The organism is Mucilaginibacter sp. RCC_168 (assembly GCF_041355315.1).
In the GTDB taxonomy this organism is placed as follows: domain Bacteria; phylum Bacteroidota; class Bacteroidia; order Sphingobacteriales; family Sphingobacteriaceae; genus Mucilaginibacter.
Window position 1 is genome coordinate 224702 of record NZ_JBFUPN010000008.1, and the last position, 26915, is coordinate 251616.

Annotated in this window: 31 protein-coding genes and 1 tRNA gene; 23 read left to right on the forward strand and 9 right to left on the reverse strand. The window is 41.9% G+C overall.

Annotation, left to right across the window (positions count from 1 at the left end):
• Window positions 1-8 precede the first annotated feature (8 nt).
• The 4 genes from AB6735_RS09565 to AB6735_RS09580 all read left to right on the forward strand — a co-directional run bounded on the left by AB6735_RS09565 (window position 9) and on the right by AB6735_RS09580 (window position 4740).
• On the forward strand, window positions 9-785 hold the full coding sequence (locus AB6735_RS09565; RefSeq protein ID WP_370995704.1) for an S-adenosyl-l-methionine hydroxide adenosyltransferase family protein: 777 nt from the start codon (window positions 9-11) through the stop codon (window positions 783-785).
• Window positions 786-825: 40 nt separating this feature from the next.
• Window positions 826-1308 (forward strand): hypothetical protein, encoded by a 483-nt coding sequence (locus tag AB6735_RS09570; RefSeq protein WP_370995705.1) that lies wholly within the window; start codon window positions 826-828, stop codon window positions 1306-1308.
• 69 nt (window positions 1309-1377) lie between these two features.
• A complete protein-coding gene (locus tag AB6735_RS09575; protein ID WP_370995706.1) occupies window positions 1378-3210 on the forward strand; it encodes an ABC transporter ATP-binding protein in 1833 nt (610 codons plus the stop codon).
• Between the two features lie 129 nt (window positions 3211-3339).
• The gene (locus AB6735_RS09580; protein WP_370995707.1) at window positions 3340-4740 is read left to right on the forward strand and encodes an MBL fold metallo-hydrolase; all 1401 of its coding nucleotides are present in this window, start codon (window positions 3340-3342) and stop codon (window positions 4738-4740) included.
• A 165-nt stretch (window positions 4741-4905) separates the two neighbouring features.
• Here the strand turns inward: AB6735_RS09580 and AB6735_RS09585 are convergent, their stop codons facing one another.
• The 6 genes from AB6735_RS09585 to rpsO all read right to left on the reverse strand — a co-directional run bounded on the left by AB6735_RS09585 (window position 4906) and on the right by rpsO (window position 11101).
• Window positions 4906-5856 carry a D-2-hydroxyacid dehydrogenase gene (locus AB6735_RS09585; protein ID WP_370995708.1) on the reverse strand — a complete coding sequence of 317 codons (951 nt, stop codon included), beginning with the start codon at window positions 5854-5856 and terminating at the stop codon, window positions 4906-4908.
• An 86-nt stretch (window positions 5857-5942) separates the two neighbouring features.
• Complete coding sequence (gene serC, locus AB6735_RS09590) at window positions 5943-7010, reverse strand: 3-phosphoserine/phosphohydroxythreonine transaminase (protein ID WP_090468040.1); 1068 nt, start codon at window positions 7008-7010, stop codon at window positions 5943-5945.
• A 184-nt stretch (window positions 7011-7194) separates the two neighbouring features.
• Entirely contained in the window at window positions 7195-7863 is a 669-nt protein-coding gene (rpe, locus tag AB6735_RS09595) for a ribulose-phosphate 3-epimerase (RefSeq protein WP_370995709.1), read from the reverse strand.
• Between the two features lie 255 nt (window positions 7864-8118).
• Entirely contained in the window at window positions 8119-8391 is a 273-nt protein-coding gene (locus AB6735_RS09600; protein ID WP_370995710.1) for a hypothetical protein, read from the reverse strand.
• Between the two features lie 168 nt (window positions 8392-8559).
• Window positions 8560-10692, reverse strand: coding sequence for a polyribonucleotide nucleotidyltransferase (gene pnp, locus AB6735_RS09605; protein WP_370995711.1), 2133 nt, complete (start codon window positions 10690-10692; stop codon window positions 8560-8562).
• Between the two features lie 130 nt (window positions 10693-10822).
• The gene (gene rpsO, locus AB6735_RS09610) at window positions 10823-11101 is read right to left on the reverse strand and encodes a 30S ribosomal protein S15 (RefSeq protein ID WP_370995712.1); all 279 of its coding nucleotides are present in this window, start codon (window positions 11099-11101) and stop codon (window positions 10823-10825) included.
• 467 nt (window positions 11102-11568) lie between these two features.
• Between rpsO and AB6735_RS09615 the strand changes: the two genes are divergently transcribed.
• Window positions 11569-11976: an acyl-CoA thioesterase gene (locus AB6735_RS09615; RefSeq protein WP_370995713.1), complete on the forward strand. Its 408-nt coding sequence runs from the start codon at window positions 11569-11571 to the stop codon at window positions 11974-11976.
• A gap of 151 nt (window positions 11977-12127) precedes the next feature.
• On the opposite strand, the gene AB6735_RS09620 is transcribed toward AB6735_RS09615, so the two are convergent.
• From AB6735_RS09620 to AB6735_RS09630, 3 genes are all read right to left on the reverse strand, one after another.
• Complete coding sequence (locus tag AB6735_RS09620; RefSeq protein ID WP_370995714.1) at window positions 12128-13240, reverse strand: hypothetical protein; 1113 nt, start codon at window positions 13238-13240, stop codon at window positions 12128-12130.
• Entirely contained in the window at window positions 13240-13875 is a 636-nt protein-coding gene (locus AB6735_RS09625; protein ID WP_370995715.1) for an ATP-binding cassette domain-containing protein, read from the reverse strand. Before AB6735_RS09625 ends, AB6735_RS09620 begins: the two co-directional genes overlap by 1 nt.
• 122 nt (window positions 13876-13997) lie before the next feature.
• Window positions 13998-14978 (reverse strand): D-alanine--D-alanine ligase, encoded by a 981-nt coding sequence (locus tag AB6735_RS09630; RefSeq protein WP_370995716.1) that lies wholly within the window; start codon window positions 14976-14978, stop codon window positions 13998-14000.
• Between the two features lie 307 nt (window positions 14979-15285).
• On the opposite strand from AB6735_RS09630, the gene AB6735_RS09635 reads away from it, so the two are divergent.
• The 18 genes from AB6735_RS09635 to AB6735_RS09720 all read left to right on the forward strand — a co-directional run bounded on the left by AB6735_RS09635 (window position 15286) and on the right by AB6735_RS09720 (window position 26598).
• The gene (locus AB6735_RS09635) at window positions 15286-16023 is read left to right on the forward strand and encodes a PASTA domain-containing protein (RefSeq protein WP_370995717.1); all 738 of its coding nucleotides are present in this window, start codon (window positions 15286-15288) and stop codon (window positions 16021-16023) included.
• Window positions 16007-16309 carry a rhodanese-like domain-containing protein gene (locus AB6735_RS09640; RefSeq protein WP_370995718.1) on the forward strand — a complete coding sequence of 101 codons (303 nt, stop codon included), beginning with the start codon at window positions 16007-16009 and terminating at the stop codon, window positions 16307-16309. Before AB6735_RS09635 ends, AB6735_RS09640 begins: the two co-directional genes overlap by 17 nt.
• A gap of 173 nt (window positions 16310-16482) precedes the next feature.
• Window positions 16483-17538 carry an endolytic transglycosylase MltG gene (gene mltG / locus AB6735_RS09645; RefSeq protein ID WP_370995719.1) on the forward strand — a complete coding sequence of 352 codons (1056 nt, stop codon included), beginning with the start codon at window positions 16483-16485 and terminating at the stop codon, window positions 17536-17538.
• Entirely contained in the window at window positions 17538-17945 is a 408-nt protein-coding gene (locus tag AB6735_RS09650) for an acyl-CoA thioesterase (protein ID WP_370995720.1), read from the forward strand. The genes mltG and AB6735_RS09650 overlap by 1 nt, the downstream gene beginning before the upstream one ends.
• Window positions 17946-17955: 10 nt before the next feature.
• Window positions 17956-18942 (forward strand): YihY/virulence factor BrkB family protein, encoded by a 987-nt coding sequence (locus AB6735_RS09655; protein WP_370995721.1) that lies wholly within the window; start codon window positions 17956-17958, stop codon window positions 18940-18942.
• 98 nt (window positions 18943-19040) lie between these two features.
• Window positions 19041-19127: transfer RNA gene (locus AB6735_RS09660), tRNA-Ser, on the forward strand.
• A gap of 250 nt (window positions 19128-19377) precedes the next feature.
• The gene (locus AB6735_RS09665) at window positions 19378-20595 is read left to right on the forward strand and encodes a site-specific integrase (RefSeq protein ID WP_370995722.1); all 1218 of its coding nucleotides are present in this window, start codon (window positions 19378-19380) and stop codon (window positions 20593-20595) included.
• A gap of 109 nt (window positions 20596-20704) precedes the next feature.
• On the forward strand, window positions 20705-21484 hold the full coding sequence (locus AB6735_RS09670; RefSeq protein ID WP_370995723.1) for a hypothetical protein: 780 nt from the start codon (window positions 20705-20707) through the stop codon (window positions 21482-21484).
• 172 nt (window positions 21485-21656) lie between these two features.
• Window positions 21657-21953, forward strand: a complete 297-nt coding sequence (locus tag AB6735_RS09675) for a helix-turn-helix domain-containing protein (protein WP_370995724.1) — start codon at window positions 21657-21659, stop codon at window positions 21951-21953.
• Between the two features lie 111 nt (window positions 21954-22064).
• Window positions 22065-22331: a helix-turn-helix domain-containing protein gene (locus tag AB6735_RS09680; protein ID WP_121198987.1), complete on the forward strand. Its 267-nt coding sequence runs from the start codon at window positions 22065-22067 to the stop codon at window positions 22329-22331.
• The gene (locus AB6735_RS09685) at window positions 22328-22639 is read left to right on the forward strand and encodes a hypothetical protein (protein WP_370995725.1); all 312 of its coding nucleotides are present in this window, start codon (window positions 22328-22330) and stop codon (window positions 22637-22639) included. The genes AB6735_RS09680 and AB6735_RS09685 overlap by 4 nt, the downstream gene beginning before the upstream one ends.
• Window positions 22640-22746: 107 nt before the next feature.
• Window positions 22747-23040, forward strand: a complete 294-nt coding sequence (locus AB6735_RS09690; protein WP_370995726.1) for a hypothetical protein — start codon at window positions 22747-22749, stop codon at window positions 23038-23040.
• 5 nt (window positions 23041-23045) lie between these two features.
• On the forward strand, window positions 23046-23459 hold the full coding sequence (locus AB6735_RS09695; RefSeq protein WP_370995727.1) for a hypothetical protein: 414 nt from the start codon (window positions 23046-23048) through the stop codon (window positions 23457-23459).
• Window positions 23456-24343 (forward strand): relaxase/mobilization nuclease domain-containing protein, encoded by an 888-nt coding sequence (locus AB6735_RS09700; protein ID WP_370995728.1) that lies wholly within the window; start codon window positions 23456-23458, stop codon window positions 24341-24343. The genes AB6735_RS09695 and AB6735_RS09700 overlap by 4 nt, the downstream gene beginning before the upstream one ends.
• Before the next feature lie 51 nt (window positions 24344-24394).
• Complete coding sequence (locus AB6735_RS09705; RefSeq protein WP_370995729.1) at window positions 24395-25072, forward strand: hypothetical protein; 678 nt, start codon at window positions 24395-24397, stop codon at window positions 25070-25072.
• Window positions 25073-25158: 86 nt separating this feature from the next.
• Entirely contained in the window at window positions 25159-25338 is a 180-nt protein-coding gene (locus AB6735_RS09710) for a hypothetical protein (RefSeq protein WP_370995730.1), read from the forward strand.
• A gap of 68 nt (window positions 25339-25406) precedes the next feature.
• Window positions 25407-26147, forward strand: coding sequence for a DUF4184 family protein (locus tag AB6735_RS09715; protein WP_370995731.1), 741 nt, complete (start codon window positions 25407-25409; stop codon window positions 26145-26147).
• A 1-nt stretch (window position 26148) separates the two neighbouring features.
• Window positions 26149-26598 carry a hypothetical protein gene (locus tag AB6735_RS09720; RefSeq protein WP_370995732.1) on the forward strand — a complete coding sequence of 150 codons (450 nt, stop codon included), beginning with the start codon at window positions 26149-26151 and terminating at the stop codon, window positions 26596-26598.
• Window positions 26599-26915 lie beyond the last annotated feature (317 nt).

The following is a 26915-nucleotide window of genomic DNA, read 5'->3' on the forward strand; positions in this document are numbered from 1 at the left end:
TAAAATTAATGGCAATAATAACATTAACTACTGATTTGGGCGATAAAGATATTTACCAGGCTGCATTAAAAGGCAGCATCTACAAATTGTTGCCCACAGTGAATATTGTTGATATTACTAATAACGTTGCCGCCTTTGATGTACAGCAGGCGGCCTTCATCCTAAAAAACAGTTTTTACTACTTCCCCGATGGTACCGTACACCTTATTGGTATTGACACCGTTTATAATGACCACACCAAATTTTTGGCTGTAAAATATAAAAATCACTACTTTGTTGGTGCCGACAATGGCATTTTTTCGCTGATGTTTAAGGAAACGCCCGAGGAGATCGTTGAAATAAACATTATGCAGGATCTCAAGTTTTTACACTTTCCACTGGCCGATATTTTTGTAAAGGCGGCATGCCATTTGGCTAAAGGCGGTAAGCTTAGCGAAATAGGCCTCCCTGTACAAGATATCGAAAACAAGATGAACCTGCAACCAGTTATCGAAAAAAACCTGATCAAGGGCGTAGTTATTTATATCGATTCGTTTCAAAACGTGATCACCAATATTACCAAGGAATTTTTCAACAGCGTACAGCAGGGTCGTAAATTTGTTTTGAACTTTAAACGGAACGAAACTATTAATCACCTGAGCTGGCATTATAATGAAGTGCCCGTTGGAGAAAAGCTATGCCTGTTTGGTATAAGCGACCATCTGGAGATAGCCATTAATAAAGGTAACGCCAGTGGTTTATTGGGTTTAAATTTAAATGATAAGGTGATTATTGAATTTCAATAATGCTATGAAGACAACTATATTATTTTGTTTCATCTTTTTTATGGCTGCAAACCTACAAGCGCAAACAAATGCGCAGGTAAGTGCCGATTCCATCGCTTATCAGCTACAGCGAAAAAAAATAAACAGTATGCTGGATATGCGCAAAGTACGTTTTGGCCAGTATAGCCAAAGCCTCAATGAGCATACAGGGATATTTGGATTTCAAACCAAAGGTGATATCCGCCGGTCGAACGATATTTTGATGGATATTGTTAAAACAGACGATAATATTTACAAGGAACTTAAAATCCTGCTGGAATACAGGGCATTTCAGCAAAGGCAGATCCAAAGCCACTCTAAAGAGGCCGAAGCTATCAATCAAAACTATGTCAATCTGATCAGCAAATTAAGGCAGCAAAATGCTGCATTAAAGACCAGCGTTCAAAAGGCCCACACCATGCAATACATCTATATTTTGATCATTGTTTTCATGTTTGCGTCAATTTTATTTCTGATAAGCAGAAAAAGTAAAGTTAAGGTGTAATTTTGCGCAGTTAGATCCAGGTGCTTCACTTCGGATTTAGAATTTAGAGTTTAGAATTTTAATATATACATGGCAAGAGGACGACTGAATAGTGGCGCTAAAGCAGAAGCAGAATTACCCAAGGCAAAAATTAACAGACAGAGTATACAAAACATCCGTAAGCTGCTTAATTACATCAAACCTTACCGGGGTAAATTTATAGCCGGATTGGTATTTTTGTTTGTATCCAGCCTTGTAGGACTTGCTTTTCCTAAAATATTAGGTGCTTTGATAGATGCCGCGCAAGGCAAATATCCTAACAGCTATTTACCGCACAGCCTTAATGCTATAGCTCTTGCCGGCTTCATGTTATTATTTGGCCAGGCTTTTGTTTCCTTTTTCCGGGTGGTTTGGTTTGTACAGGTGGCCGAAAAATCACTGGCCGATATCCGTCGCGATACTTATTTTAAGCTGATCACTCTACCTATGAACTTTTTTGCCAACCGCCGTGTTGGTGAGTTAAACAGCCGCATATCGGCCGATCTGTCACAGATCCAGGATACGTTGACCACCACCTTTGCCGAGATCATCAGGCAATTGGTGATCATGGTGGGCAGTGTTATTTTGCTGGCCGTAGTATCTATAAAACTAACCCTGGCTTTGCTGGCAATCCTCCCCTTCCTGGTGGGCTTCGCTGTATTTTTCGGAAGATATATCCGCAAACTATCACGTCAGGCGCAGGACAGGCTGGCCGAATCAAACACTATTGTTGAAGAGACCCTGCAGGGTATTGCCAATGTCAAAGCTTTTGTGAACGAAGCTTACGAAGCTACCCGCTATGATAAAATTTTACGCATGGTAGTGAACATAGCCGTAAAGGGCGCCAAATTTCGCGGCATATTCGCATCGTTCATTGTATTTTGCTTGTTTGGCACCTTTGTGGGTGTCATATGGTATGGTTCGGTACTGGTGAGCCACCACGAGATCCTGGTAGGCGATTTGACCACTTTTATCATGTACTCCATATTTGTAGGAGCCGCTATGGGTACCTTCCCTGATCTGTATGCCAACCTGCAAAAAGCAGTTGGTGCCAGCGAACGCGTGTTGGAAATACTGGCTGAGCAAGGTGAAGACATACATATGGTTGAAAACAACAACCAGGTAGATCAAAAGATCAAAGGTAATCTGGCTTTTGAAAATGTAGTATTCGCCTACCCTTCTCGTTCAGAACTCACCGTTTTAAAGGGTATTTCGTTTGATGCGGCGGCTGGCCAAAAAGTGGCTATTGTTGGCCCAAGCGGCTCGGGTAAATCAACTATGGCATCCTTGATACTGCAATTTTATCATCCTCAAAGTGGCAACATTCTGTTTGATGGTAAACCCGCCTCTGATTTTTCCATTACCGATATCCGCAACCAGGTAGCCATTGTACCTCAAGATGTGATGCTTTTTGGAGGAACCATATCCGAGAATATTGCCTATGGTAGCTTAAGCGCATCCAAAGAAGATATTATACAAGCTGCCAAACGCGCCAACGCTCACCAGTTTATTACTTCCTTTCCTGATGGTTATGAAACCATTGTAGGCGAACGTGGTGTTAAACTATCTGGTGGTCAGCGCCAGCGTATAGCTATAGCCCGCGCATTACTTAAAAACCCTTCAGTATTGATTCTGGATGAAGCTACTTCATCATTAGACTCCGAGTCGGAACGGCTGGTACAGGAGGCTTTGGAAGAATTGATGAAAGACAGAACATCCATCATTATAGCACACCGCCTGTCAACTATTCGCGAAGCCGATAAGATCATTGTGCTGGAAAAAGGCGAGATCATTGAATGTGGTAATCACCTGGAATTGATTAGCAATGAACAGGGCCTATACCGCTATTTAAATCAGTTGCAGTTTGATGCACAGAACGGCTAACAGACCACTTATTTGGTATGGTAAAGGTTAGACGTTTTACATAACACGTTAGACTTTTTAAATAGCCTTTTCAATTATTATATTACACACAAAAATGTACAACGTCATACGTACAACGTATAACATAAAATGAAATTAACCATACACGGGGCAGCCCGGCAGGTAACAGGCAGCATGCATTTGCTGGAAGTTGACCGATATAAGATTTTAGTGGATTGCGGGTTAGATTACGAGAAAGACCGCAGCATACAGGATAACGAGAACTTTCCGTTTCGCCCGGAGGAGATCGATGTAGTGATATTAACGCACGCGCATATTGATCACTCAGGCAATTTGCCAACACTCATCAGAATGGGTTTTAATGGACAGATCCTATGTACTCCACCTACTGCCGACCTGACTGAGCTTTTATTGCTTGACTCAGTTAGTATCTTCATGAATAAGGCCAATAAAGGCAGCAGGAAGCGCGGTAAAGGTAAATTTAATAGCGGTGGAGGTCCTCAACCACTTTACCTGCAAAAGCATGTAATGGATACCGTCGACCGCTTTGTTACTATAGGTTTTAACCGGCCTTTCCGCATCAACGGCAATATTGAGCTTACTTTTATACCGATTGGGCACCTACTGGGTGCTGCATCAGCGGTGTTGCGTGTTATCGAAAATGGTGAAGAAAAATCTATCGCTTTTACCGGTGACATCGGCCGCAAAAACTACCCAGTGTTAAACGATCCGCAGGAATTACCTCCAGTTGATTACCTGGTTTCTGAATCAACCTATGGCGGTCGCTATCATACCAAAGATAAGTCTGTTGAGCAAACCCTGATAGAGGTTATTGATAAGGCTTGTGTCAAAGAACAAGGGCGGTTAATTATACCAGCGTTTAGTATCGGTCGTACCCAATCATTGGTTTATTCGCTCAATAAAATCTTCAGTGAAGGACTTCTCCCTCCGGTTAAAGTATTTGTAGATAGCCCAATGGCTACTATGGCCACCGGCATTTTCAGGAAATACCATAGCCTGGTAAACCAGGATGCCCAGGATTTTTACAAGAATAAAGGCGATGAATTTGAATTCGAAAACCTTACGTATGTAGAGAATTTAAAGGATAGCCGCCAGATCTCCAATTATTATGAGCCTTGCATTATTATTTCTTCGGCAGGAATGTTGGAGGGTGGCCGTATCCAGGATCATCTTTTTTATAATATCCAAAATTACTACTGCACCATCCTCTTTATAGGCTATTGTGCCAAAGGTACTTTAGGTCACCGTTTATTACGAGGCGACTCCATTGTGCACATTAAAGATCGCGAACTGGCCGTTTATGCCACCATTAAACAGACCGACGTACTGAGTGCCCATGGCGATCATAACGACCTGATGGAGAACGTAAAGCAGCAGGACAAATCAAAACTCAAAAGCGTTTTTCTGGTACATGGCGAAACCCAGAGCATGCAGTTACTGGCTAACGACCTAAAGCAGAGTGGCTATACGGTTACTATTCCAGAGAAGGATGTAACCTATCAACTATAAGCCAAGTTTCATTATTAATATTGATTCGCCCTTTCATTTGACAGAATGTGGCTTACCCACATATGCTGCTTCAGAAAGCTAAAATCATACCTTATAAAACAAAATAGCCAGAATCATTTACAGATCCCGGCTATTTGTGTTAATTGTAAACCTCGTATTTACTTTTTATTTTTTGAAATGGTCAATGATCAGATTGGCCAGTTCAACACCTATACGTTCCTGGGCCTCGTTAGTGGCAGCGCCAATATGCGGGGTAAGGGAAATTTTAGGATGTTTTAATATTTCTTCGCGAGGAGTTGGTTCGTTATCAAATACGTCAAGAGCCGCGAATGAAATCTGTCCGCTGTTTAAAGCGTCAATCAGGGCCAGTTCGTCAATTAAGCCGCCGCGTGAAATGTTTACCAGGCCTACACCTTTTTTGGTTTGAGCCAATTCTTCGGCGCCTAAAAGAGCTTTATCGATGAACGGTGTGTGCAGTGTAATAAAGTCGGCTGTTTTAATCACTTCATCAAGCGTTGCTTTTTTTACGGCTGCTTTTACAGTAGTACCGCCACCTAAAACGATATCCAGCTCAGGGTTAAATTCAAAAAGATCATAAGCCAACACATCCATACCAACGCCGATAGCAATTTTTGCTACCTCTCTGCCAATACGGCCAAAACCTACAATACCTAATGTTTTACCACGCAGCTCGATACCTTTGGCATAAGCTTTTTTCAGATCGTTGAATTTTGCAGCACCTTCAACCGGCATTTTGCGGTTGCTGTCATGCAAAAAACGTACAGCGCCAAATAAACTGGCAAATACCAGTTCGGCAACAGATAATGAAGAAGAGGCAGGTGTGTTATAAACGCTTAAACCTTTCTCCCGGGCGTATTCTACATCGATATTATCCATACCAACACCACCACGACCTATTACTTTTAAATTAGGTACAGCGTCAATTAAAGCCTTGCGAACTTTGGTTGCGCTGCGCACGGTGATGGCATCATATTCTTTTAATTTTTCAGGCAATTCATCCTGAGGTATATTGTTGGTATCAACAAAAAATCCGGCATCTTCCAAAAGTTTCTTTCCAATTGGATCTATACCATCGTTAGCTAATATTTTGATCATGTCTTTTGTGTGAGTGGTGAGTGGTGAGTAGTGAATGGTTAAATAGCAGTAAACTACTCACCATTCTCAACTCACTATTCACTAAATTATTTATTACTTTCTGCAAACTCGTTCATTACATCAATCAGCACTAAAATGCTGCTTAAAGGCAATGCGTTATAAATTGAGGCACGGAAACCACCTACGCTGCGGTGACCTTTTATACCTATTATGCCTCTTTCGTCGCATAGTTTAAGGAAAGGTTTTTCCAGCTCAGGGTTTTCCATTACAAAGCATACATTCATGTTTGAACGATCTTCCGGAGCAGCTACCGCCTTGAATAACGGATTAGCGTCGATAGCATCATATAATACGCGTGCTTTGGTAATGTTTTCCTGCTCAATAGCAGCCACACCACCTTTTGCTTTTAACCATCTAAGCGTTAACATAGATACGTAAATAGCGAAACATGGAGGGGTATTGTACATGGAACCACCTTCAATTTGAGTCTGGTAGTTAAACATAGACGGGATCTTACGGTCAACTTTGCCTAAAATATCATCCTTAACAATAACCAGGGTTACACCGGCAGGACCCATGTTTTTCTGAGCACCGGCGTAGATCAAACCAAAATCGGCCACGTTAACTTTACGGCTGAAAATATCTGAGGACATATCACAAACCACCGGTATTGGCGATTTAGGGAATTCCTGTAATTGCGTACCGTAAATAGTATTGTTGGAAGTGATGTGGAAATAAGCGGCATCCGCAGGAATAGTATAATCCTTAGGAATGTAAGTAAAATTGCTCTCTTTTGAAGTAGCCACAATTTCAACCTCGCCAAAGTATTTAGCTTCTTTTAAAGCTTTGTTGGCCCATACGCCTGTTTCCAGGTACGCGGCTTTACCGGTTGATGGCAACAGGTTATAAGGAGCCAAAGCAAACTGTGTGCTGGCGCCGCCTTGTAAAAACAGTACCGAATAACCCTCAGGAACGCTGAATAACTCCTTCACCAAACTAACAGCTTCATCTAAAACTGCCTCAAATTCTTTTGAACGGTGTGAGATCTCCAATAATGACAATCCTATACCATTCAAATCAATTACCGCCTCAGCAGCTTGTTTTAAAACTTCCTGAGGTAAAATGCCTGGTCCGGCACCAAAATTATGTTTCATATAGTTAACAAATTGTAGGTTCTGAATACACGATTAGGAACTTCGTATTTAGTTGGGCCGAAGTTAATTAATTTGACAAAATTTATAGAGATTATTTGCATTTTTTGAAAAAATATACAATTAATCAACAAAAGGCCCTTTGATTGCAAATTTGTAATTTATCCTACTGACTTCGTAGAATTTATTACAATTGTAATAACTTTTCGGGGTATTTAAGGTGAGATATGGCGGCCGAGGGACTGGCCGACGAAAACACAGAACTGCCTGCAACCAACACATTGGCGCCGGCATCAACCAATTTTTGGATATTATGCTGATCAACGCCGCCATCAACCTCAATAAACAGGTTCGGATTTTTGTCGCAGCTCAGCTCTTTAAGGTCATGCAGCTTTTTATAAGTATTGTCAATAAACTTTTGCCCGCCAAAACCGGGGTTTACAGACATGATCAGCACCAGGTCAAGATCGGCAATAATGTCTTGTAGCAATGTAACCGGGGTATGCGGATTAAGGGCCACTCCTGCCCTGCATCCCAGCTCCTTAATGGCCTGTATGGTGCGGTGTAAATGCGGACAAGCCTCATAATGTACCGTCATACCATCGGCACCGGCATCTTTAAAAGCTTTTAGGTACCGATCGGGATCAACAATCATTAAATGAACATCCAGTGGTTTAGTGGCGTGTTTTTTTGTGGCACTAACTACCGGGAAACCAAATGATATGTTGGGCACAAACATACCGTCCATAATATCAACATGCACCCAATCAGCATCGCTGCTATTGATCAATTCCAGATCGCGTTGCAGGTTAGCAAAGTCGGCAGCTAATATTGATGGTGCTATCAGATGGTTCATATGCAAATATAATAATCCCTCCGGGGCTCTGAAGGCTGAGTTATAAAATTTATGTAAAGTTTTACGATTTATGATATTTCGTATACTAATTCGTCACGAGCGAAGCGTGGCAATCCCCTACTTACAGAGCGCCCCCTACTAATTGGGGATTGCCACTCTTCGCTCGCAATGACGCGTGGAGAGGAATGACAAATAATATAGAACAAGAAAATTCAAAGGATAATCAATCCTCCCTCTTTAGGGGCTCGGGGAGGCTTAATCGCAGTTAAGCAACAAGTCGTAGTATTTTTTCATGAGCACGGTATCATAATTGACCAGGGAGCTGTATGCTTCGGATACCAGTTCGTTCAGGATAGATGAGCCCAATTGACCGCCTCCGTTGGGGATGGAGTCGTAATATACAATGAGATCTTTGACCCTGATGATCTCATATAACAACAACTGCACAAGGTCGGTTTGCGCCCCCGACTGTATCCCATGCGGATTGTTATTTAGAAAATCTAAAGGATCATTAGCAGAAGAAGTCATGTTTTTTATCAAGCAGGATCGGACTGTATGGTTTTATCAACTATCTCTCAACTTTACTAAAGTTCAAATAAGCCTGTTTTGTTTTAATTTTTTTTCAAAAAAACGTCAACAAAACAGGCTAAATAACAAAACCCTCTTTACGAGGGTTTTGCATGCTAAATTCAATAATTAATTAGCCTTTGGGGCTTCTGGTTTTGGCAATAAAACTTTTCTTGAAAGTTTTAGTTTTCCTTGCTTATCTACATCAAGCAATTTAACCCTTACCTCGTCACCAATCTGGAATATGCCATCCATCGTTTCAATACGACGGTGATCAATTTCAGAAATGTGCAATAAACCATCTTTACCAGGCATAATTTCAACAAATGCGCCAAACGGCATAATTGATTTTACTTTACCTTCGTATATCTCACCAACTTCTGGTTTAGAAGCGATGTTACGGATACGGGTTAAAGCTGCATCGATAGAAGCCTTGTTATCGGCAAATACCTGAACAATACCCTGGTTGTCTTTTTCTTCAATAGAAATGGTAGCACCTGTTTCGCGCTGCATTTCCTGGATAATTTTACCACCGGGCCCGATAACCGCGCCGATAAATTCTTTGTCGATCTTGATGGTAACAATACGCGGAGCGTGTGGTTTGTAATCTTCACGTGGCTGAGTAATGGTTTTAGCCATTTCGCCAAGGATATGTAAACGACCATCTTTAGCCTGGTTCAAAGCGTTGGTTAACACTTCGTATGAAAGGCCGTTGATCTTCAAGTCCATTTGTACAGCAACAATACCGTTTTTGGTACCAGTTACTTTAAAGTCCATATCACCTAAGTGATCCTCATCACCCAAAATATCAGAAAGGATAGCATATTTGGTACCCATTTCGTTGGTGATTAATCCCATCGCGATGCCTGATACTGGCTCTTTAATTTTTACACCTGCATCCATTAGTGCCAATGTACCGGCACAAACTGTTGCCATTGATGATGAACCGTTTGACTCCAGAATATCAGAAACAATACGAATGGTATATGGATTTTCGTCCTCAGAAGGCAATACTTGCTTCAATGAACGCATAGCCAGGTTACCGTGACCAATTTCGCGGCGACCAGCACCACGGTTAGGACGAACCTCGCCTGTTGAGAAACCAGGGAAATTGTAGTGTAACAGGAATTTCTGGTATCCGTTGATGAAAGCGCCATCAATCATTTGCTCATCATCCTTAGCACCTAAGGTAACTGTTGTTAATGATTGTGTTTCGCCACGGGTAAATACTGCCGAACCATGAGCAGATGGTAAATAACCAACTTCGCTCCATATCGGGCGAATCTGAGTAGTTGTACGACCGTCTAAACGTTTGCCTTCGTCTAATACCAGGTTACGGATAGCGTCATACTCCACATCGTGGTAATATTTTTTGGCCAGGAATTTAGTCACATCATCTATCTCACCTAAAGTTTCGATATAAGCGTCACGTACTTCTTTAAATTTAGCGCTGCGCTCGTCTTTTGCCGATGCAGAAGAAGCGATAGCGTAAACCTGGTCGTAAGTAGCAGCGTAGATAGCTTTTTTCAGCTCTTCGTTGCTGTTCTCATGGCTGTAAACACGTTTTTGAGTTTTACCAACTTCGGCGGTTAACTCTTTTTGAGCTAAACACTGTAATTTAATAGCAGTGTGCGCGAATTTAATAGCTTCAACCAATTCAGCTTCCTGAATTTCTTTTGATTCACCTTCAACCATGTTGATGTCATGCTCAGAACCTGCAACAATAAATTCTAAAGTTGCATTCTCCAGCTGGCTCAGGGTTGGGTTAATCACTAACTGACCATCAATTTTAGCTACACGAACTTCAGAGATAGGGCCGTTAAAAGGGATATCAGAAACCGACAAGGCTGCAGATGCTGCCAAACCGGCAAGGCAATCAGGCATAATATCTTTATCGGCAGATATTAAAGAGATCATCACTTGTGTATCAGCGTGATAATCTTCGGGAAACATAGGGCGCAAAGCACGGTCAACCAAACGGGAGATCAATACCTCATAGTCTGATAAACGGGCTTCGCGGCGTAAAAAACCACCTGGTATACGACCAGTGGCAGCGTATTTTTCCTGGTAGTCAACCGAAAGGGGTAAAAAATCAACTCCCTCTTTCGCTTCCGGTGATGATACTACAGTAGCCAATAACATGGTATCACCCATTTTAATCACTACAGAGCCATCGGCTTGTTTGGCCAGTTTACCGGTTTCGATCTCAATGGTGCGGCCGTCACCTAAATCAATAACCTTTTTAATTACGTTTAAACTCATCTTGTTTTTGTTGTGATGCGCTTTTCATCTTTCGGAACGCATCGGTTTTTATGTGTGTGTATATATTTGTTCAAAAGTAAAAAAGCCATCCGAATAATACGGACGGCTTTTTATGAAAAACTTGAAAAACTTATTTGATGATATCCCTAAGCTGTAACGCTTTGATGATAGCACGATACCTTTCAATATCCTTATTGTAAAGGTATGCCAGCAATGCACGGCGTTTACCTACCAACTTTTGAAGTGATAATTGAGTAGAGAAGTCTTTTTTGTTATTTTTTAAGTGCCCGGTTAAGTGAGCGATACGGGTGGTGAATAATGCTACCTGTCCTTCTGCAGAACCTGTGTCTGTAGCACCTTTACCGTGTTTTGCAAAGATCTCTGCCTTTGCTTCTTTACCTAAATACATTACTTGAATAATATTAAAGCGTGAATGATTAATTAATTGTGGGTGCAAAGATAGTGTTTTAATTCAAAAGTAAAAATATATTGATGGGTTGGTGAGTGGTTGATTAACTTGAATGAGTTGGATTGGGTGATTAGGTTGAATGTGGTGAATAAGTAAATGAGTGATTGGTTGATTAGGTTGGGTTAGTTAAGTGAGTAAATAGGATGAGTTAAATAGATAATATATCTCGGAGTCATGCCGAATTTTCGGCATCGCATCATACTATTTTGACTTTTGAATTTTAACTTTTGACCTATAAAGAGGGCGTTGCCTGCGGCCCGGGCTTTCCGCTCATACGCCTGCAGGCCTTAGGCTCTGAGCCGGTATCCGCTGCAATCCCTAACGCGGAGAACTAAACTTGTTTGTTTTATATTGGTTTTAAATGCCACTTTCAATTTTTACTTTTGAATTTTTACTTTTGACTTACTATGTATTCCACCTTTGAAACTGAACTCCGTGTACGCCCCGATGATATTGACATGTTTCAGCATGTGCATAACAGCAAATATTTTGATTATGTGCTGGCTGCCCGGTATGATCAGATGGAGCGCTGCTACGGCATGGCGATGGAGAAATTTATGGAGCGTGGCTTTGGCTGGGTGATACGCATTGCCCATGTGGATTATAAACGCCCCCTGGCTATGGGCGACTACTTTGTGGTAAAAACAGGCATCGAAACCATAAACGAAAAAGGCTGTCGGGTACAATTTACCATTACCAATAAAGGTACCGGCAAAATAAGCTGCGATGGTTATTTTGATTATGTGATGATCGATATGGCTACCGGTCGCGGAGCTAAGATACCGCAGGATGTGATTGAGCATTATTTGATATAATATTGTGATTAGTGAGTGGATAGTTTGAGTTTTTGTCTGAACCTTGATTCACCTGATTAAAGGATTACAGGATTTTTTTTACTAAATTGTTTACCAACTTTATCACGACTCACGACTCACGACTCACGACTCACGACTCACGACTCACGACTCACGACTCACGACTCACGACTCCCTCATACCTATAATAGTTATTGTAGAAAAACAAGTAGGCAATAGCCAGGTTCAACGGGATCAGTATCCAAAGCAGGCGGAACATGATCACCCAAAACAACACCATGAACAGGCCCAGTATCCATTGCAGGTATTTGTCCATATTGAGGCCAAACCAATATAGCAGGCTATGAAACAACAGGGCTATGCTTAAACCCACCAGTAATAATTCAGCAGCCATCAGCGGGTGAAATCTACTGAAAAGCCAAACACTTTCTGGCAATAATAAAAAGAAATAAACACTGGCAAAGTTTAAAAACAACCGGAACCGGCTGACAGGTAAATTACGGGCGAAGCTTAATTTGGTTTCTTCAAAACGGCGCTCTTCAAATATCAGTACTACATGGGCCGTGATCACCGCCAGTATGACTATACCTGCCACCCTTGTATCGGTACTTACATCGGCAAACAAATAAAACACCCCGCTGATGATCAACCATGATAATCCTTTGGTGATAAAATAAGACACTTTTTTATCGTCAAATATGTGATACACATACAGACTAAAATAAGGCTTGCGCCATTTGCTGCTCCACCCGAGCAATAGCGATTGTTTATTACCGTCGATCAGGCCATTCATCACGCGCATGTATAGAGCCGCGCTGCACCAGATTATAACACTTAAAAACAGGATGATCACAGCAGGTAAAATATAAAAACGATGTGCAAGCCCTACCCCAACAGCCATCAGCGCATAAATAATAATGGGCGCTAAAATGGCAGCCTGCGTATAATACCAACTTTTACGTTGTTCTACGAGGCTTAATGCTGTACTACTGTAAAACAGGAATTGCTTATCAGGTGCAAAAAGCTGGATGCTTACATAGTGCCAGCTTTTGGCTATATAAATAAGCCATACCGCCAGCACCAAAGCCAACATCATGGGACTACTGGTCATGGCCAACATTAACGATTTATGGTAGCTTACCAGCATGTTGCCGGGTACTGCACCCACCATTATAAAAAACACAAAAAACAATATCCCGGCATGCACCTGGTAAAAGCCACCGGCAAATACTTTAAGCAATACTTTGGTGAGTGGCTGCTGCATCAGGCAATAAATTTGAGGGTTTGGTCTTCTACCAGTAATTCGCGGGTTATGGGCAGTTCGGCATGTTCCAATGCCTGGTGCGACGATAACAGGAAACTTGTCCCCTCCTGGTTGTAACGTTCGGCTATCCAGCTATTCAAGATTTTTAAAGAAGCAGTATCAATAGTGATGAGTGGCTCATCCAGCAGTATCCATTTCGGTTTCCCCATAAATGCCAATACCAACGATAGTTTTTTAAGCATCCCGCTGGAGTACGTACCAACCGGTCGGTTTACATAAGCCTGCATCTGCATGGCATCTATATAATATTGCTCCTGCCCTGCCTCCGCGTCTTTAGCTTGTGCAAACAGGGCTATCAATTCCTTCCCCGTTAAAAATTCCGGAAATATGGGTTCTGCCTCGGCAAAGTTCACCAGTTTCCGGTATTCAACCGGTTGTTTTTTGATGCTAATGCTGTTATCCAGCAAAATATCACCTTCAAAAGATAATATACCGGCTATAGATTTGAGCAGCGTACTTTTCCCAGATCCATTTACTCCTTTTATCCAGTAGATACCATCGTCAATTGTAAGCTCATCAACTTTCAGTGCGGGAAAGCCTCCATATAACTTTTTGAATTCTTTAAATTGTAGCATTGATGGTTTGATGAGGAACAAGATAGCAATGTTACATACAAGATATAAAAAATAAAAAAGACGCATGTGATGCGTCTCTACTGAAAAAATTCCGAAATCGAACATCCGAAATCGGAAATCCCTCAAATAGCTTCTTCTATCAGCGCGCCGTAAAACTCACCCAGATCCATACCTGCTGCTCGTACTTGTTGTGGTATCAGGCTGGCAGCCGATTGCCCCGGAGTGGTATTTACTTCAATAAAATAAAAATCATTTGAACCTTCCAGCAGTATGAAATCTATCCGCACCATGCCTTTACAATTGAGTCTACTGTAAACTTCGGTTACAATATTGGCTATCCGTTCGTTTTGCTCAGCGGTGAGGTCGGCGGGGGTTATTTCTTCAGTTACGCCCGAGGTATACTTGGCTTCATAATCAAAAAAGTCTTTAGAGGTAATGATCTCCGTAGCAGGTAAAACTGTTATTTTGCCATGCAGCCGGGCTATCCCAATACTAAATTCACGCCCTTTGATAAACTCTTCCACCAGGATCTGCTGATCTTCATGAAAGGCTTTGTTTAAGGCATCGGGCAGGCCAGCCACATTATAAACCTTGCTCATGCCCACGCTGCTACCACCGTTATTCGGTTTAATGAACAATGGCAATTTCAGTGTAGCGGCAATAATGGCCACATCATGCATATCCTTTTCAAACAGGCGCATGGAATGAGCGGTATGCAAACCGTGTATGCCATTTACCAGGGTTTTGGTATAGGCCTTATTCATAGTGATAGCTGATGTGGTAGCATCGCAGGTATTATATGGAATGCGCAGCATATCCAAATAGCCTTGTACCTTACCGTCCTCGCCGGGGGTGCCATGTATGGTAATAAACGCGAAATCAAATTTTATTTTTTCACCGTTCAGTGTGATGGTAAAATCATTCTTATCTACATCAATAGGACCGTTCTCCGATTCATAAAACCACCTGTCGCGATTAATCAATAAGGTATAAATTTGATATTTTTCGGCTGGTAGCGTGTTCGCTATATTCCTGGCGCTGTTTATGGATACTTCATATTCACCGGTAAAACCACCGGCTAAAAGAGCTATGTTTTTTTTCATTTCTGATATCGGATATTCGATTTATTTTGATTTCGGATTTCGGATGTTCAATTTCGGATTTATTTTGATTTGGAACTTTGTATTTTATCCCTTTTGAAGGCCTCTCCTTTTCGATTCCGAAATTAGGATAATAGTGTGGAATATACCAAAATGAAAATCAAAATTCCTAAATAGCCAAACCTTAAATCCGAAATCCCAAATCCGAATTCCGAAATTATCACTATGTTTGATACTTAATTTGACTACAATACCAATGAGCAAATTTGGGGCTTACTTAAAAACAAAATCATTTCGCAATAACATCATCATGGCTATTATTTCAGTTATAGTCATCGTTTTAATAGCTTTTTACAGCCTCGGATACTACACTCACCACGGAGCCGGCATACCTGTACCAAAACTCAAAGGACTGCTGATAGACAGGGCTACAGCCACATTAAAAGAGCAGGGCTTTGATTATAAGATCGACTCGGTTTATGTGCAGGATGTAACCCCGGGGACTATTGTGGAGCAGGATCCTGACGCGGGCACCAATGTAAAGGATGGCCGTGTTATTTACCTTACCATGGTTACCCTGCAGGCTCCCAATATTTCGCTGCCAGATCTGGAACAAAGCAGCTATCGCGAAGCGGTGGCAACCCTATCTAACTATGGTTTAAAAATTGGCGATACAACTTATCGCTCAGATATCGCTCGCGACCGTATCCTGGAAGTGCGGTTTGGCGGCCAGGTGATCAAAGCAGGCACCAAAATACCCAAAGGCTCACGTATTGACCTGGTTTTGGGCGATGGTGAAGGCGCAAGCGAAGTAGAGATCCCCGAACTGGTTAAACTTGATCTGGACGCCGCTCGTTTTGCTATCAAAGGAGCCGGCCTTACTATTGGTACTATTACTTACCAGGGAACCATTACCGACTCTACCAACGTGGTTGTAGTATCACAGTACCCTATGAAAACCGATTCGGCCAGTAAAGCCAGTATTGGTACACGTATCAACTTAACCGTAACTCAAGGTACCAAAACGCCAGATGCCCCAACAAATTAATGCTGCCGAGTTGCTTGCCCGCCTGGATAATGGTGAGCATTTGAACCTGGTAGATGTGCGCGGGACAATGGAATACCATACCTACAATATAGGTGGGCTCAATATTCCTTTACCAAAACTGGAAGAAGTGATTAGTGACTGGCCCTACAACAAAACAGACGAGATCATCGTTATTTGCAAAGTTGGTTTGCGCAGTAAAACAGCACAAACTATATTGCAGCAAAATGGTTATCTTGACGTTAAAAATTTAAGCGGCGGATTGATAGCCCTCCAAAAACTAAAATAATTAAATCAAGAATCAAGATATTAGAGTCAAGAATTAAGAAAAACAATAGTAATGGGTTAATTTTGCCCAGGTTTTAATATTTCAAACGATGAGGTTTTTACAATCAGCAAGACTTTTTTCATCTTGATTCCTGACTCTATATCTTGATTCTATAAAATAAATATCTATTTATCATGACTGAACAAAAAGCGCCGTCAAAGGGTATACTCAAAAAATTCATCATAGCCCTGGTGCTCGTTATTATTGTACTGCTGGGCTTTACCGGTTTCAATTATTACTTAAAATACTTTGGCCCCAACGTTACGGGCAAACAAGAATACCTGTATATACATACCGGCGCTACTTATGACCAGGTATTAAAAACCATACAGGAGCAGGATCTGGTGAAAGATACAGCCTCGTTTAACTGGGCGGCTGTAAATATGAACTATCCTAAACGGATAAAACCGGGCCGTTACCATTTGCGTCAGGGTATGGGTAACCGCAAACTCATCAATATGCTGGCATCGGGCACACAGGAGCCTGTTCAGCTGGAGTTTCATGGTTTAAGGCAAAAAGAGCAGTTTGCCGGTTTCGTATCCAAAAAGATCGAGCCCGATTCAACGGCCATAATCAACCTGTTGGATTCTGCAAGCTATGTGTCTAAATATGGTTTTACTGCCGATAATGTGTATACCATGTTTATGCCCAACTCCTATCAATTGTACTGGAATACATCGCCCGAGAAATTTTTTGAAAAGATGTATGCCAACTATGAAAAATTCTGGACACCGGAGCGTAAACAACAAGCTGCAGCGCTTAATCTAACACTGCCCCAGGTATCTATTTTAGCCTCCATTGTAGACGCCGAAGCGCTGCATGACGACGAAATGCCCGCTGTAGCCGGTTTATACCTCAACAGGCTTAAAAAAGGTATGACACTGGACGCAGATCCTACCGTAATCTTTGCCCTGAATGATTTTACTATTAAGCGCGTATTAACCCGTTATCTGTCATATAATTCACCATACAATACTTATTTGCATAAAGGCTTACCTCCAGGACCTATCATGATGCCATCGGTTGCCGCGGTAAAAGCGGTATTGAACTATCAAAAGAACGACTACCTTTATATGTGTGCCAAGGCCGATTTTTCGGGCTATCATGCCTTTGCCACCAACGTGACCGATCATTTGGTGAACGCGCATAAATTTCAGCAGGCGCTTAACGAGCGAAACATCATGCGCTAATGTTTGAGCATACTACTAAAATACGTGTCAGGTATGGCGAAACCGACCAGATGGGCTATATGTATTATGGCAACTATGCCGAGTTTTATGAAGTTGGCCGTGTAGAAATGCTGCGCAGCCTGGGTTTAACTTACAGTGGCATGGAACAATCGGGCATTATGATGCCTGTGCTGGAATTGAAATGCAAATACCTGAAACCGGCCCTGTATGACGAGGAGATCAGCGTAAAGGTGATCATGGATAAAATGCCTGGCATCCGCATCCATTTCCGGTACGAACTCAGTAACCCCAAAGGTGAACTCATCAATCAGGGCGAAACATTGCTGGTATTCATCAACATGAAAACAAACCGACCCTGCCTGCCCCCACAGGATTTCATTGATAAATTAGTACCGTTTTTTAAGTAGATTTGGTTTAATGAGATGGCTGCACCATTTTTTGCTCCGGTTTGGGTTTTACAGGTACTTTGTTGACTGGACAAAAGCTATCATCCTGCCGGGTTTCCGCCCCCTGCCCTTGTATACAGTTATTGTTTTTTTTTACAAGGAAATTGCCAACAGTTCATTGGTTAACCGGGCATCGTCATTAGCGTACAGCTTTATGCTGGCTATATTCCCGGCAACTATATTTTTGTGCACCCTGATACCTTATATTCCTATAAATCACTTCCAGGTTGAATTATTGCGGATACTATCAACCATTTTGCCTACAAACGCCTACCTGGCATTCAGGGACACTCTCATTGATATCATCAAGAACCAAAATGGCAAGTTATTATCATTAGGCTTCTTATCTACACTATATTTTGCTACCAATGGGGTAACTAACCTCATGAAAGCTTTTAATAAATCGTCGCTGCTTAAAGACAGACGCAGCTGGATAAAAAGACGGGGGGTAGCGCTTCTGCTTACCATTGCCATCAGTTTTGCCCTTGTCATAGCCATAGGTATACTTGTGGCAGGACAAACGGCCATAAAATTCATCAGGCGACATTTGATCAGTAAAAGCATCATCTGGTTGTATTCCTTACTTGGTTTGGTACTGAGCTGGTTAGTTATCATCATCATATTTTTTGTAACGGTATCTATCTTATACAGGTACGGACCGGCTCACAAAAAAAGGTGGAAATTCATTAACCCGGGCTCTGTTCTGGCCACTGGTTTAGCTATATTAACCTCAATAGGGTTTTCCTATTATATTAACCATTTTTCATCATACAACAAAGTGTACGGCTCCATTGGAACCATCATCGTAGTGATGATCTGGATGTACCTCAATTCGCTAATTTTGCTCATCGGATTTGAATTAAACGCCAGTATTGAGCTTTCAAAACGCAACATTCGTATCGTAAAACCCCTTCATAACACCTTTCGGAGTAAAAAAACAGACGCTCCAAAAAATTAACCAACTGAGCGTCAAACGCTTATTTCCCAATATTAAATAATTGAAAAAAAACAGTAAACAGATTTGCTAATTCAGTCGGGATTTGTACTTTTGTCGCCGGAGAGCTGGCAGAGTGGTCGATTGCGGCAGTCTTGAAAACTGTTGAACTGTGAAAGGTTCCTGGGGTTCGAATCCCTAGCTCTCCGCGAATAACCCTGTCAAAAACAGCTAAAAGCCTGCAAATCAAATGATTGCAGGCTTTTCTTTTGGTGCCAAACCCCCAATTTATGCACCAATTAGCAACAAAAAAGTGCGTATTTCGGTGCGTCAATTTCCAGTTATACCCTACGCACCGAATTTGATATATTGCTTTGATTATCAGCATGTTCAATCATTGAACATCTTGACAAAAGTTAATTGCAGACTTAGTTTTGTTTCACTTTTAATGTTATTATTATGAAAACTAAATTCAGTTTGTTATTCTACATCAGAAAGCCAAAAAACTATGTAAGCGGCCCCATGCCGGTATGGGTGCGCATTACTGTAAACGGTAAACGTTCCGAGACGCCGTCTGGCCGTGAATGTGAGCCAACCCAATGGAACAGTGCTGCTGGCCGCCAAAAAGGTACTAAGGAAGATGTAAAATCCTTTAACGCTTATTTAGACGACCTGCAAAGTAAAGTGTATGAGGCTCACCGCCAGTTAACCGAAACGGACGTGCTTATTACTGCCGAAACCATCCGTAATAAGTTTATGGGCAAGACCGAAAAGCCCCGCTCTCTGATCGCCATCTTTAAGGAGCATAATCAAAAGATGGAAGCCCTGTTAGGTAAGGAATACACCAAAGGTACATTGTGCCGCTATAAAACCTCTTTAAAGCATACGCAGAACTTTTTAAAGTGGAAGTATAACTTGACCGATATTGACATTAAGCAGGTTGACCACGCCTTTATTACGGAGTATGAATTTTATTTGCGCTCCGAAAGAAAATGTGCTAATAATTCCGCTGTTAAGTACATTAAGAATTTTGGCAAGATCATCCGCATTTGCCTGGCTAATCGCTGGCTCACCTATAACCCATTCTTAAACTATAAGAACAAGATCAAAACCGTTGACCGGGTTTATTTAACAACCGAAGAACTACAGGAAATGTCTGCTAAGGATATGGCCACAGACCGCTTGACACAGGTGCGTGATATTTTCCTTTTTTGCTGTTTTACCGGTTTGGCTTATGCTGATGTGAAGAAGTTACGCAGGTGGGAAATTGTAACCGGTGTGGATGGCGAAAAATGGCTTTCAATCAACAGGCTAAAAACCGATGTGCCATCACGCATCCCATTATTGCCAACAGCTATGACTTTGATACAACGTTATGCCGATCACCCGCATTGCGAGAACAGCGGGCGCGTTTTACCGGTGTTGAGCAATCAGAAAATGAATAGCTACTTAAAGGAAATAGCGGACGTATGCGGCATTAATAAACCCATCACCTTCCACATTGCCCGCCACACATTTGCAACGACCGTAACGCTTTTAAATGGTGTACCGATTGAAAGCGTGTCCAAGATGTTAGGCCACACCAATATCCAAACCACGCAGCATTATGCTAAGATACTGGATATTAAAGTTGGTGCGGATATGGCTTTGCTAAGGCAAAAGTATTCAGCGGTGTAACAGGCTTCTTTTTCTATTTTGTCTAACAAGGGCGGTCATTGATTTGGCCGCCCTTGTTGCTTTTCTGTTATTTATAATAAAGCTTTATTTTTGATTAAACTATCTGCTTATGAGCGTCACCTATTTTAAACCGCGTGATCGTTTTGATTTTTCAAAGGATACGCTGGACATTGGTAATCCCTTGCAATGGGATCGTAAGCATTTTTTGAAGCACCTTTTTAAAAGGGTGTTTGCGATCAGTGAAGACCGCATTGAAGAATTTTACCAACGCCACCTGGCTTATTACTTGGCAAAACATACCGATGGCAGTGAAGAGATTTTCTTTAAATATTTATGGGGTTTGATCGAAAGGCAATTAAAAGTGTTAATGGGAAAAAACATTTACGATAAAGACCACATCGAAAACGAGCGGCAGATCAGGCAGCTTAATCTATTTACCGACATGCTGATCTCTGTTGACCGCTGGAATATTCACAAATCCAACGATACGGTCATTGCACAGCAAGAGTTTGAAATCATTACGCTTAAACAACAGGTGGCAGACTTAACAGCGGAACTGAAAGAGGCCCGCCAGTGGGACGGTTATATTATCGTCAGAGATGGTCAGGGGTTGGCTGTACTTGATCTCTGCATACAAATGCAGGAACTCAAAGCCACGGATGGTGAAGAATTGTTGATCACGCCTGCACAGAACACCTGGGCAAAGATGATCAGCAAGTACTTTAGGGAGATTGATGAAGAAAACACAGGTCAACTAAAAGAAATTAAAGTAGACAAATTAAGGTATTATTTGCGAGGCCTTGATCCTAAAGATTTACTAAAACGGGAGAATGAAATACCCGCAAAACACAGACTTTACACAATAACACCGAAAAAAAAGGGCAAATAACCCTTTATGTTGCTGATCGGCATCTTCAAAAGCAATAGTTCTGTATCAAATTGATATAGAGTATTTTAATACTCTGCTTCAGGTATATCCAAACCCCTTCAAATTTACCACGCAGTCGTCATGGTAACAAAAAGACAGTTCCATAGCATTCTTTTGTTCCAAAACAAAGGCTATGGAAATTTTCAACGAACAAGCCCTTAGCCAGTGCGTCAAGGATGCAGTAAGGGCAGAACTACAACAACATTTTAAAACAGCGGGCAGCCCTGGCCGGGCAGCCGAAGAACGGCTATTGTCCAAACAGGAACTTGCCGCCGATTTAGGCGTGTCGCTCGTGACATTGACCGATTGGATGAAAAAGGGCCTGCCCTTTTTGCGCCTGCATAAACGGGTTTATTTCAAAAAGAGCGAAGTGCTGGAAATCATGCAGCAAAACAGTAAGGTTAAGAAAGGAGGCAAACCATCATTGTAAACCAGGCGCTTACAGACAAAATTAGGGGACACCCCATACAAGTCACCAAGCAATAAAACATGACTTGTACAAATTTGCACAAGGATTATTCATCATCAACATATATCAGCTATGACAGCAATTGAAATCGTGACCAGGGAAGATTTAAAACAATTTAAAAGTGAATTATTAACGGAGATCAAACAGCTTGTTAAACCGGAACAAGGGCAAGCTAAACAATGGCTTAAAAGCGCAGAAGTACGTAAGCTACTGAACATCTCACCGGGCACCCTGCAAAATTTAAGGATTAACGGAACGCTCCGTTATACCAAGATCGGCGGGATGATCTATTACAAATTGGAGGACATCACCAAGCTATTAGAGGGAGGCCAATCATGATACCGACAGCAATCCAACAGGAAGCAGCCGACTATAGCCGATGGGTCAGGCGCATGAGCGCAGACAGCAGAATACTGGCTACTCATGTAAGCCTGTTTGCGGGCCTGTTCGTTTGCTGGCAGCGGAGCGGATTTGAAGATCCGTTTCCCGTTAACCGGAAAACGCTAATGGCTTACAGCCGCATCGCATCAGTAGCGACCTATCACAAGTGCATCAGGGAACTGGATGAGTTTGGTTACATCCGTTATCAGCCCTCCTACCATCCGACAAAAGGCAGCTTGGTTTACTGGCCCGATTGGTCAGGCTAAAATTGCAGCACCAAATGCAGCACCCAAAGATGCTTGCATCTAAAAGAACAACGGGCAGATTAGCAATACCGCAGGCGGTATGCTGAACGCCCGGCACCCGCAAGCGGGTGTTAAGCAGTACCGGCGGCAACCGCCGGAAAGAACGGGCGGCACCTTTGGTGCCGCCGTTTAAACAGTCCGATAATCGCAAGAGCGATTATCGAAGAACCGCGAAAGCGGCAGGCCGCTTTTGGCGGGGCAGCACCTCTGTATATATGGCTATCGCCATATATACAGATAGCGGAACAGGCCCTTGGCCTGTAAGCGGAGCCAGCTATGTTTCGGCCATGCCGAAACTTGCTGGCCCCCGCTCATGCTATCGCATTCGGGGGGATTTTTTCGAGGATTTTTTAACGAATTGAAGCTGATGGAAAGTGCAGTTAAAAAGACAACAAGTACAAAAGACCCGGCCCCGGTGGGCCGGGTGAACAAAGGCGGCCGCCCGAGCGTACCGCATAAGCGGCGCAGTAATGTGAGCGTAATGTGTACGCTCATCGAAAAAAAAGTCATTGAGGCCAACGCGAAACGCGCAGGCATGAACGCATCCGTTTTCCTGCGGAACCTGGGATTGAATACGCGGATAGAGGTCAGGGTCAAGACACTGCCCAAGCCGGTTTTGGAAATGCGCGGTACGCTCAATCACATTGCCGCCAACCTCAACCAAATTGCCAGGAGGCGCAACCGGGGCGATCACTTGAATGCAATGGAACGGGCTTTGCTCGACCAGGAGGTGCGAAGCCTGCGGAGCTTAATTAAGAACATTAACGCCTATGTATCATGATCGGAAAAGTCGGTACAGGTAAGAGTTTCCGGGGCGTGCTGCATTACCTCTTTGAGGGCAGGCGACAGGAAAGTAAAGAACTGCAAATGCAGGAACTTGAAAAGAAGCAGGTGGAGGTTATCGCCTATAACCAGTGCTTCGGCACACGGCTCGAACTGGTGCGGGAAATGATCGAAGTAGCCAAATTAAACCCCGATCAGTCTAAACCTGTATATCATTTTTCTTTAAGCTTTGCCCACAGCGATGCGGGTAAGTTAGGCTTGCAGGATAAGATCGACATGGTGGAAAAACTTGCGGAAAAGTTTGATTTTAAAGATCACCAGTATGTGGTGGTGGCGCACAAGGACACAAACCATGAGCACATGCACGTAGTAGCAAATCGCATCGGCTTTGACGGCAAGACAGCCAGTGACAGCAACAGCTATAAGCATGTTGCCGAGTTTGCCCGAAAGATGGAATTGGAATACAAATTAGAGCAGGTGTTAAGCCCGAACAAGTTTTTGAAGCCGGAGCAAAGGGTCGCGCAAAGCCAGCGTGTTGACAACCGCAAGGAAGCTTTGAAAAAGCATCTGCAAACAGCGATCAAACAAAGTACCGATGTACAGCAGGTCAAAAAGTATATGGAGAAGCAAGGCTATGAGGTAGAGTTAGGCCGGGGTATCGCTTTTACGGATGCACAGCACGTCCGCTTTAAAGGCAGCCAGGTTGGCTACGCCCTGATGGATATTGAGAAGAAGCTCAAACAGGAACAGCTTTTACAGCAACAGGAACAAAACAGGCAGGCGCAATTACTAAGGCAGCAGCAGGAGGAATTGAAAAAGCACCAACAGCAGGAAAAGGAGAAACAGCAAACACGGCAGCATACTCCGAGCATCGGCCGTTAACCTGCACTTATTTAACTATGAACAGAATTAGTAAAAATTAATGATAGCATCATGAAACCAAATGAAGAAACACCAATGGATGAGATCACCTTAACATCCGTGTTGAACGAGCACGCCACAGACTTAAAGGAGATCAAAACCTTTATAAAAGAGCAACAACAGCAGATCGAGCAGAAAGACCAAATCATTATTGAAAAAGACAAGGAAACTAAGAAGCTGATAAGCGGCTTTGAGCAGAAGTATCAGAAGATCGAAGTTACCGTACCTGCGCCAAGCACTATTCACCTATCCAGGATCGCCAGTGAAGGCGTAACTGATACGAGAACGGCGGTATTACAGGCCTTGAATAGTGTATTTTCCAAAAACAAGATTTTGGTGTTGCCGGAGGATGCCGGAAAGGGCTTTTTAAAAACGATGGCTAAGCGCAGTATGTATTTAACTGCTATAGCTATCGTTGTTGGCCTCGTCAGTTGGTTCGGCTTCCACAATTGGTATAAGGATAGTCAGACCAACCGTTTCCGTAAAGCGTGGTACTGGAACTATTTGATCGCGGACAGCATTAAAAGGCAGAGATTGCAAAGCCAACTGGACAGCCTAAATGTACCAGCTATAAATCAATATCGGACAGACAGCATTGCTCGTTACCTGGAAATACAGGCAACAGAATTAAGGATTAAACAATTAGAAAGTGAGGCAGACAGTTTGAGGAAAATGAGGGGCAAGCCTTGATACTTGTCACGCGTTTAAGCCCAACACTTTCAATTACGAAGCTTTTTTGGTAAGACAGAAGTAATTAATTATATTTGAATTACGATATGAAAGGAGTAAGTATGCCTACATTAGAGAAAAAATTGAAAACGATAAAAGGTTTTGGTCCGGGGACTGTTAGCGATTATGTTAAAAGTCACGCCAATGAGCCGTTTTTTATCAAAAAATTAGAAGAAGCCACACAAACCCTTCAAAGAGTGGGATTGCCTGGTCAAAATAAGAAATAAAACATTTGAAAATCATAACAAAGGCTGGATATTAATCCGGCTTTTTTTTTGCCTATAAAGTAAGAACTATGCCTTTTACATTTTCCCATCCTGCTATTGTATTACCATTTAGATATTTACCTAAACGGTGGGTTTCATTAACAGGTCTAATAATTGGGAGTATGATACCTGATTTCGAGTATTTTATACGCATGAGGGTTAAAAGCATTTATAGCCACACATGGGCAGGATTGTTTTGGTTTGATCTGCCGTTAGGTTTGGTAATAATCTTTGTTTATCAGATACTAATTAAGGATAGGGTTATTTTAAATCTGCCAGTAGCATTAAATCGACGGTTTTCAAGGTTTAGAGGCGTAGATAAACAGGGCTCATTTTTACAATACTTACTAATTGTTGTTCTTTCTATTTTAATTGGGGCTGCATCACATATTCTTTGGGACGGATTTACACATCCGAATGGCTATTTTGTGACAATGATGCCAGCCCTATCCTATACAATACACTTAGGAGAACACCAGCTATTCGTTTATAAAGTCATTCAGCATGGGAGTTCAGTAATCGGAGTAATAGTTATTGTATTGGCTGTTTACACTTTGCCATTAGGTAATCCCAAAAAGAACCGTCATGTCGTAGTTTTTTGGGTTCAAATATTTGTTATATCCATTATCATACTTGCAGTTAGGTTAATGGCAGGGCTTTCTTATCATCAATATGGCAATGTAATAGTTACAGTAATAGCGGGTGGATTTATAGGTTTAATCATTACATCAATAACAATTAGTTTAAAAGCGATAATTTCAGATAAATAAAATGGAGATAAGTATTTATATCGATTTATTAAATGGATTAGAATTTGATAAGCTTGAACAAAAACTAATGGAGATGCCTTTTAATGTAATGGAGGATATTATAAATAGATTAGCTTATGACTCTGTTAAAGAGGAAAGCAATTTATTGGTTTATACCTTTTTATATTACCTGCTTTGCAAGCATGAAACTTCAAAACTACACTTCTTAATCAGTAAATTAATGGGTGTTACACTTAATCACATTAGGAACGCCGAATCAATTGGGCTATATCATGGTTTGCAAGCTTCCCGCCTCGATCCTGATAATATAGATATTCTTGAATACTTGCTTTATTACAAGCAGATACCCGAGAAACCACTAAGCGATAAAATTGCCATTTCATTTGCAAAGCAAATAATAGATAAACGTCCGCAAAGCGTGGCAGCTAAAATGAGGATAGGACTATATTAATCCCTTCACGACAAAATAACAAACTACTTTTTTCTATAGAGATTTTATCGCTATTTTGCCCCTTAATAACTAATTGAAGTGTTGGAACTATAACAGGTTTATTTAATTTTCAATGATTGATTTATCAGAAAGACCCATATTTGGGTTAACTAATAGTTACAATAGAAATCGGATTTTTAGTAGGTTGCAACAACGGATTTTCGGCACCCCGATGGACTTATAGGTAGTAATTACCCTCTGCGATTATGGCGCGCGTTTCTACGATCCTGTAATTGGGCGATTTACGACTGTTGACCCGCTGGCAGAGGTAGATCGTA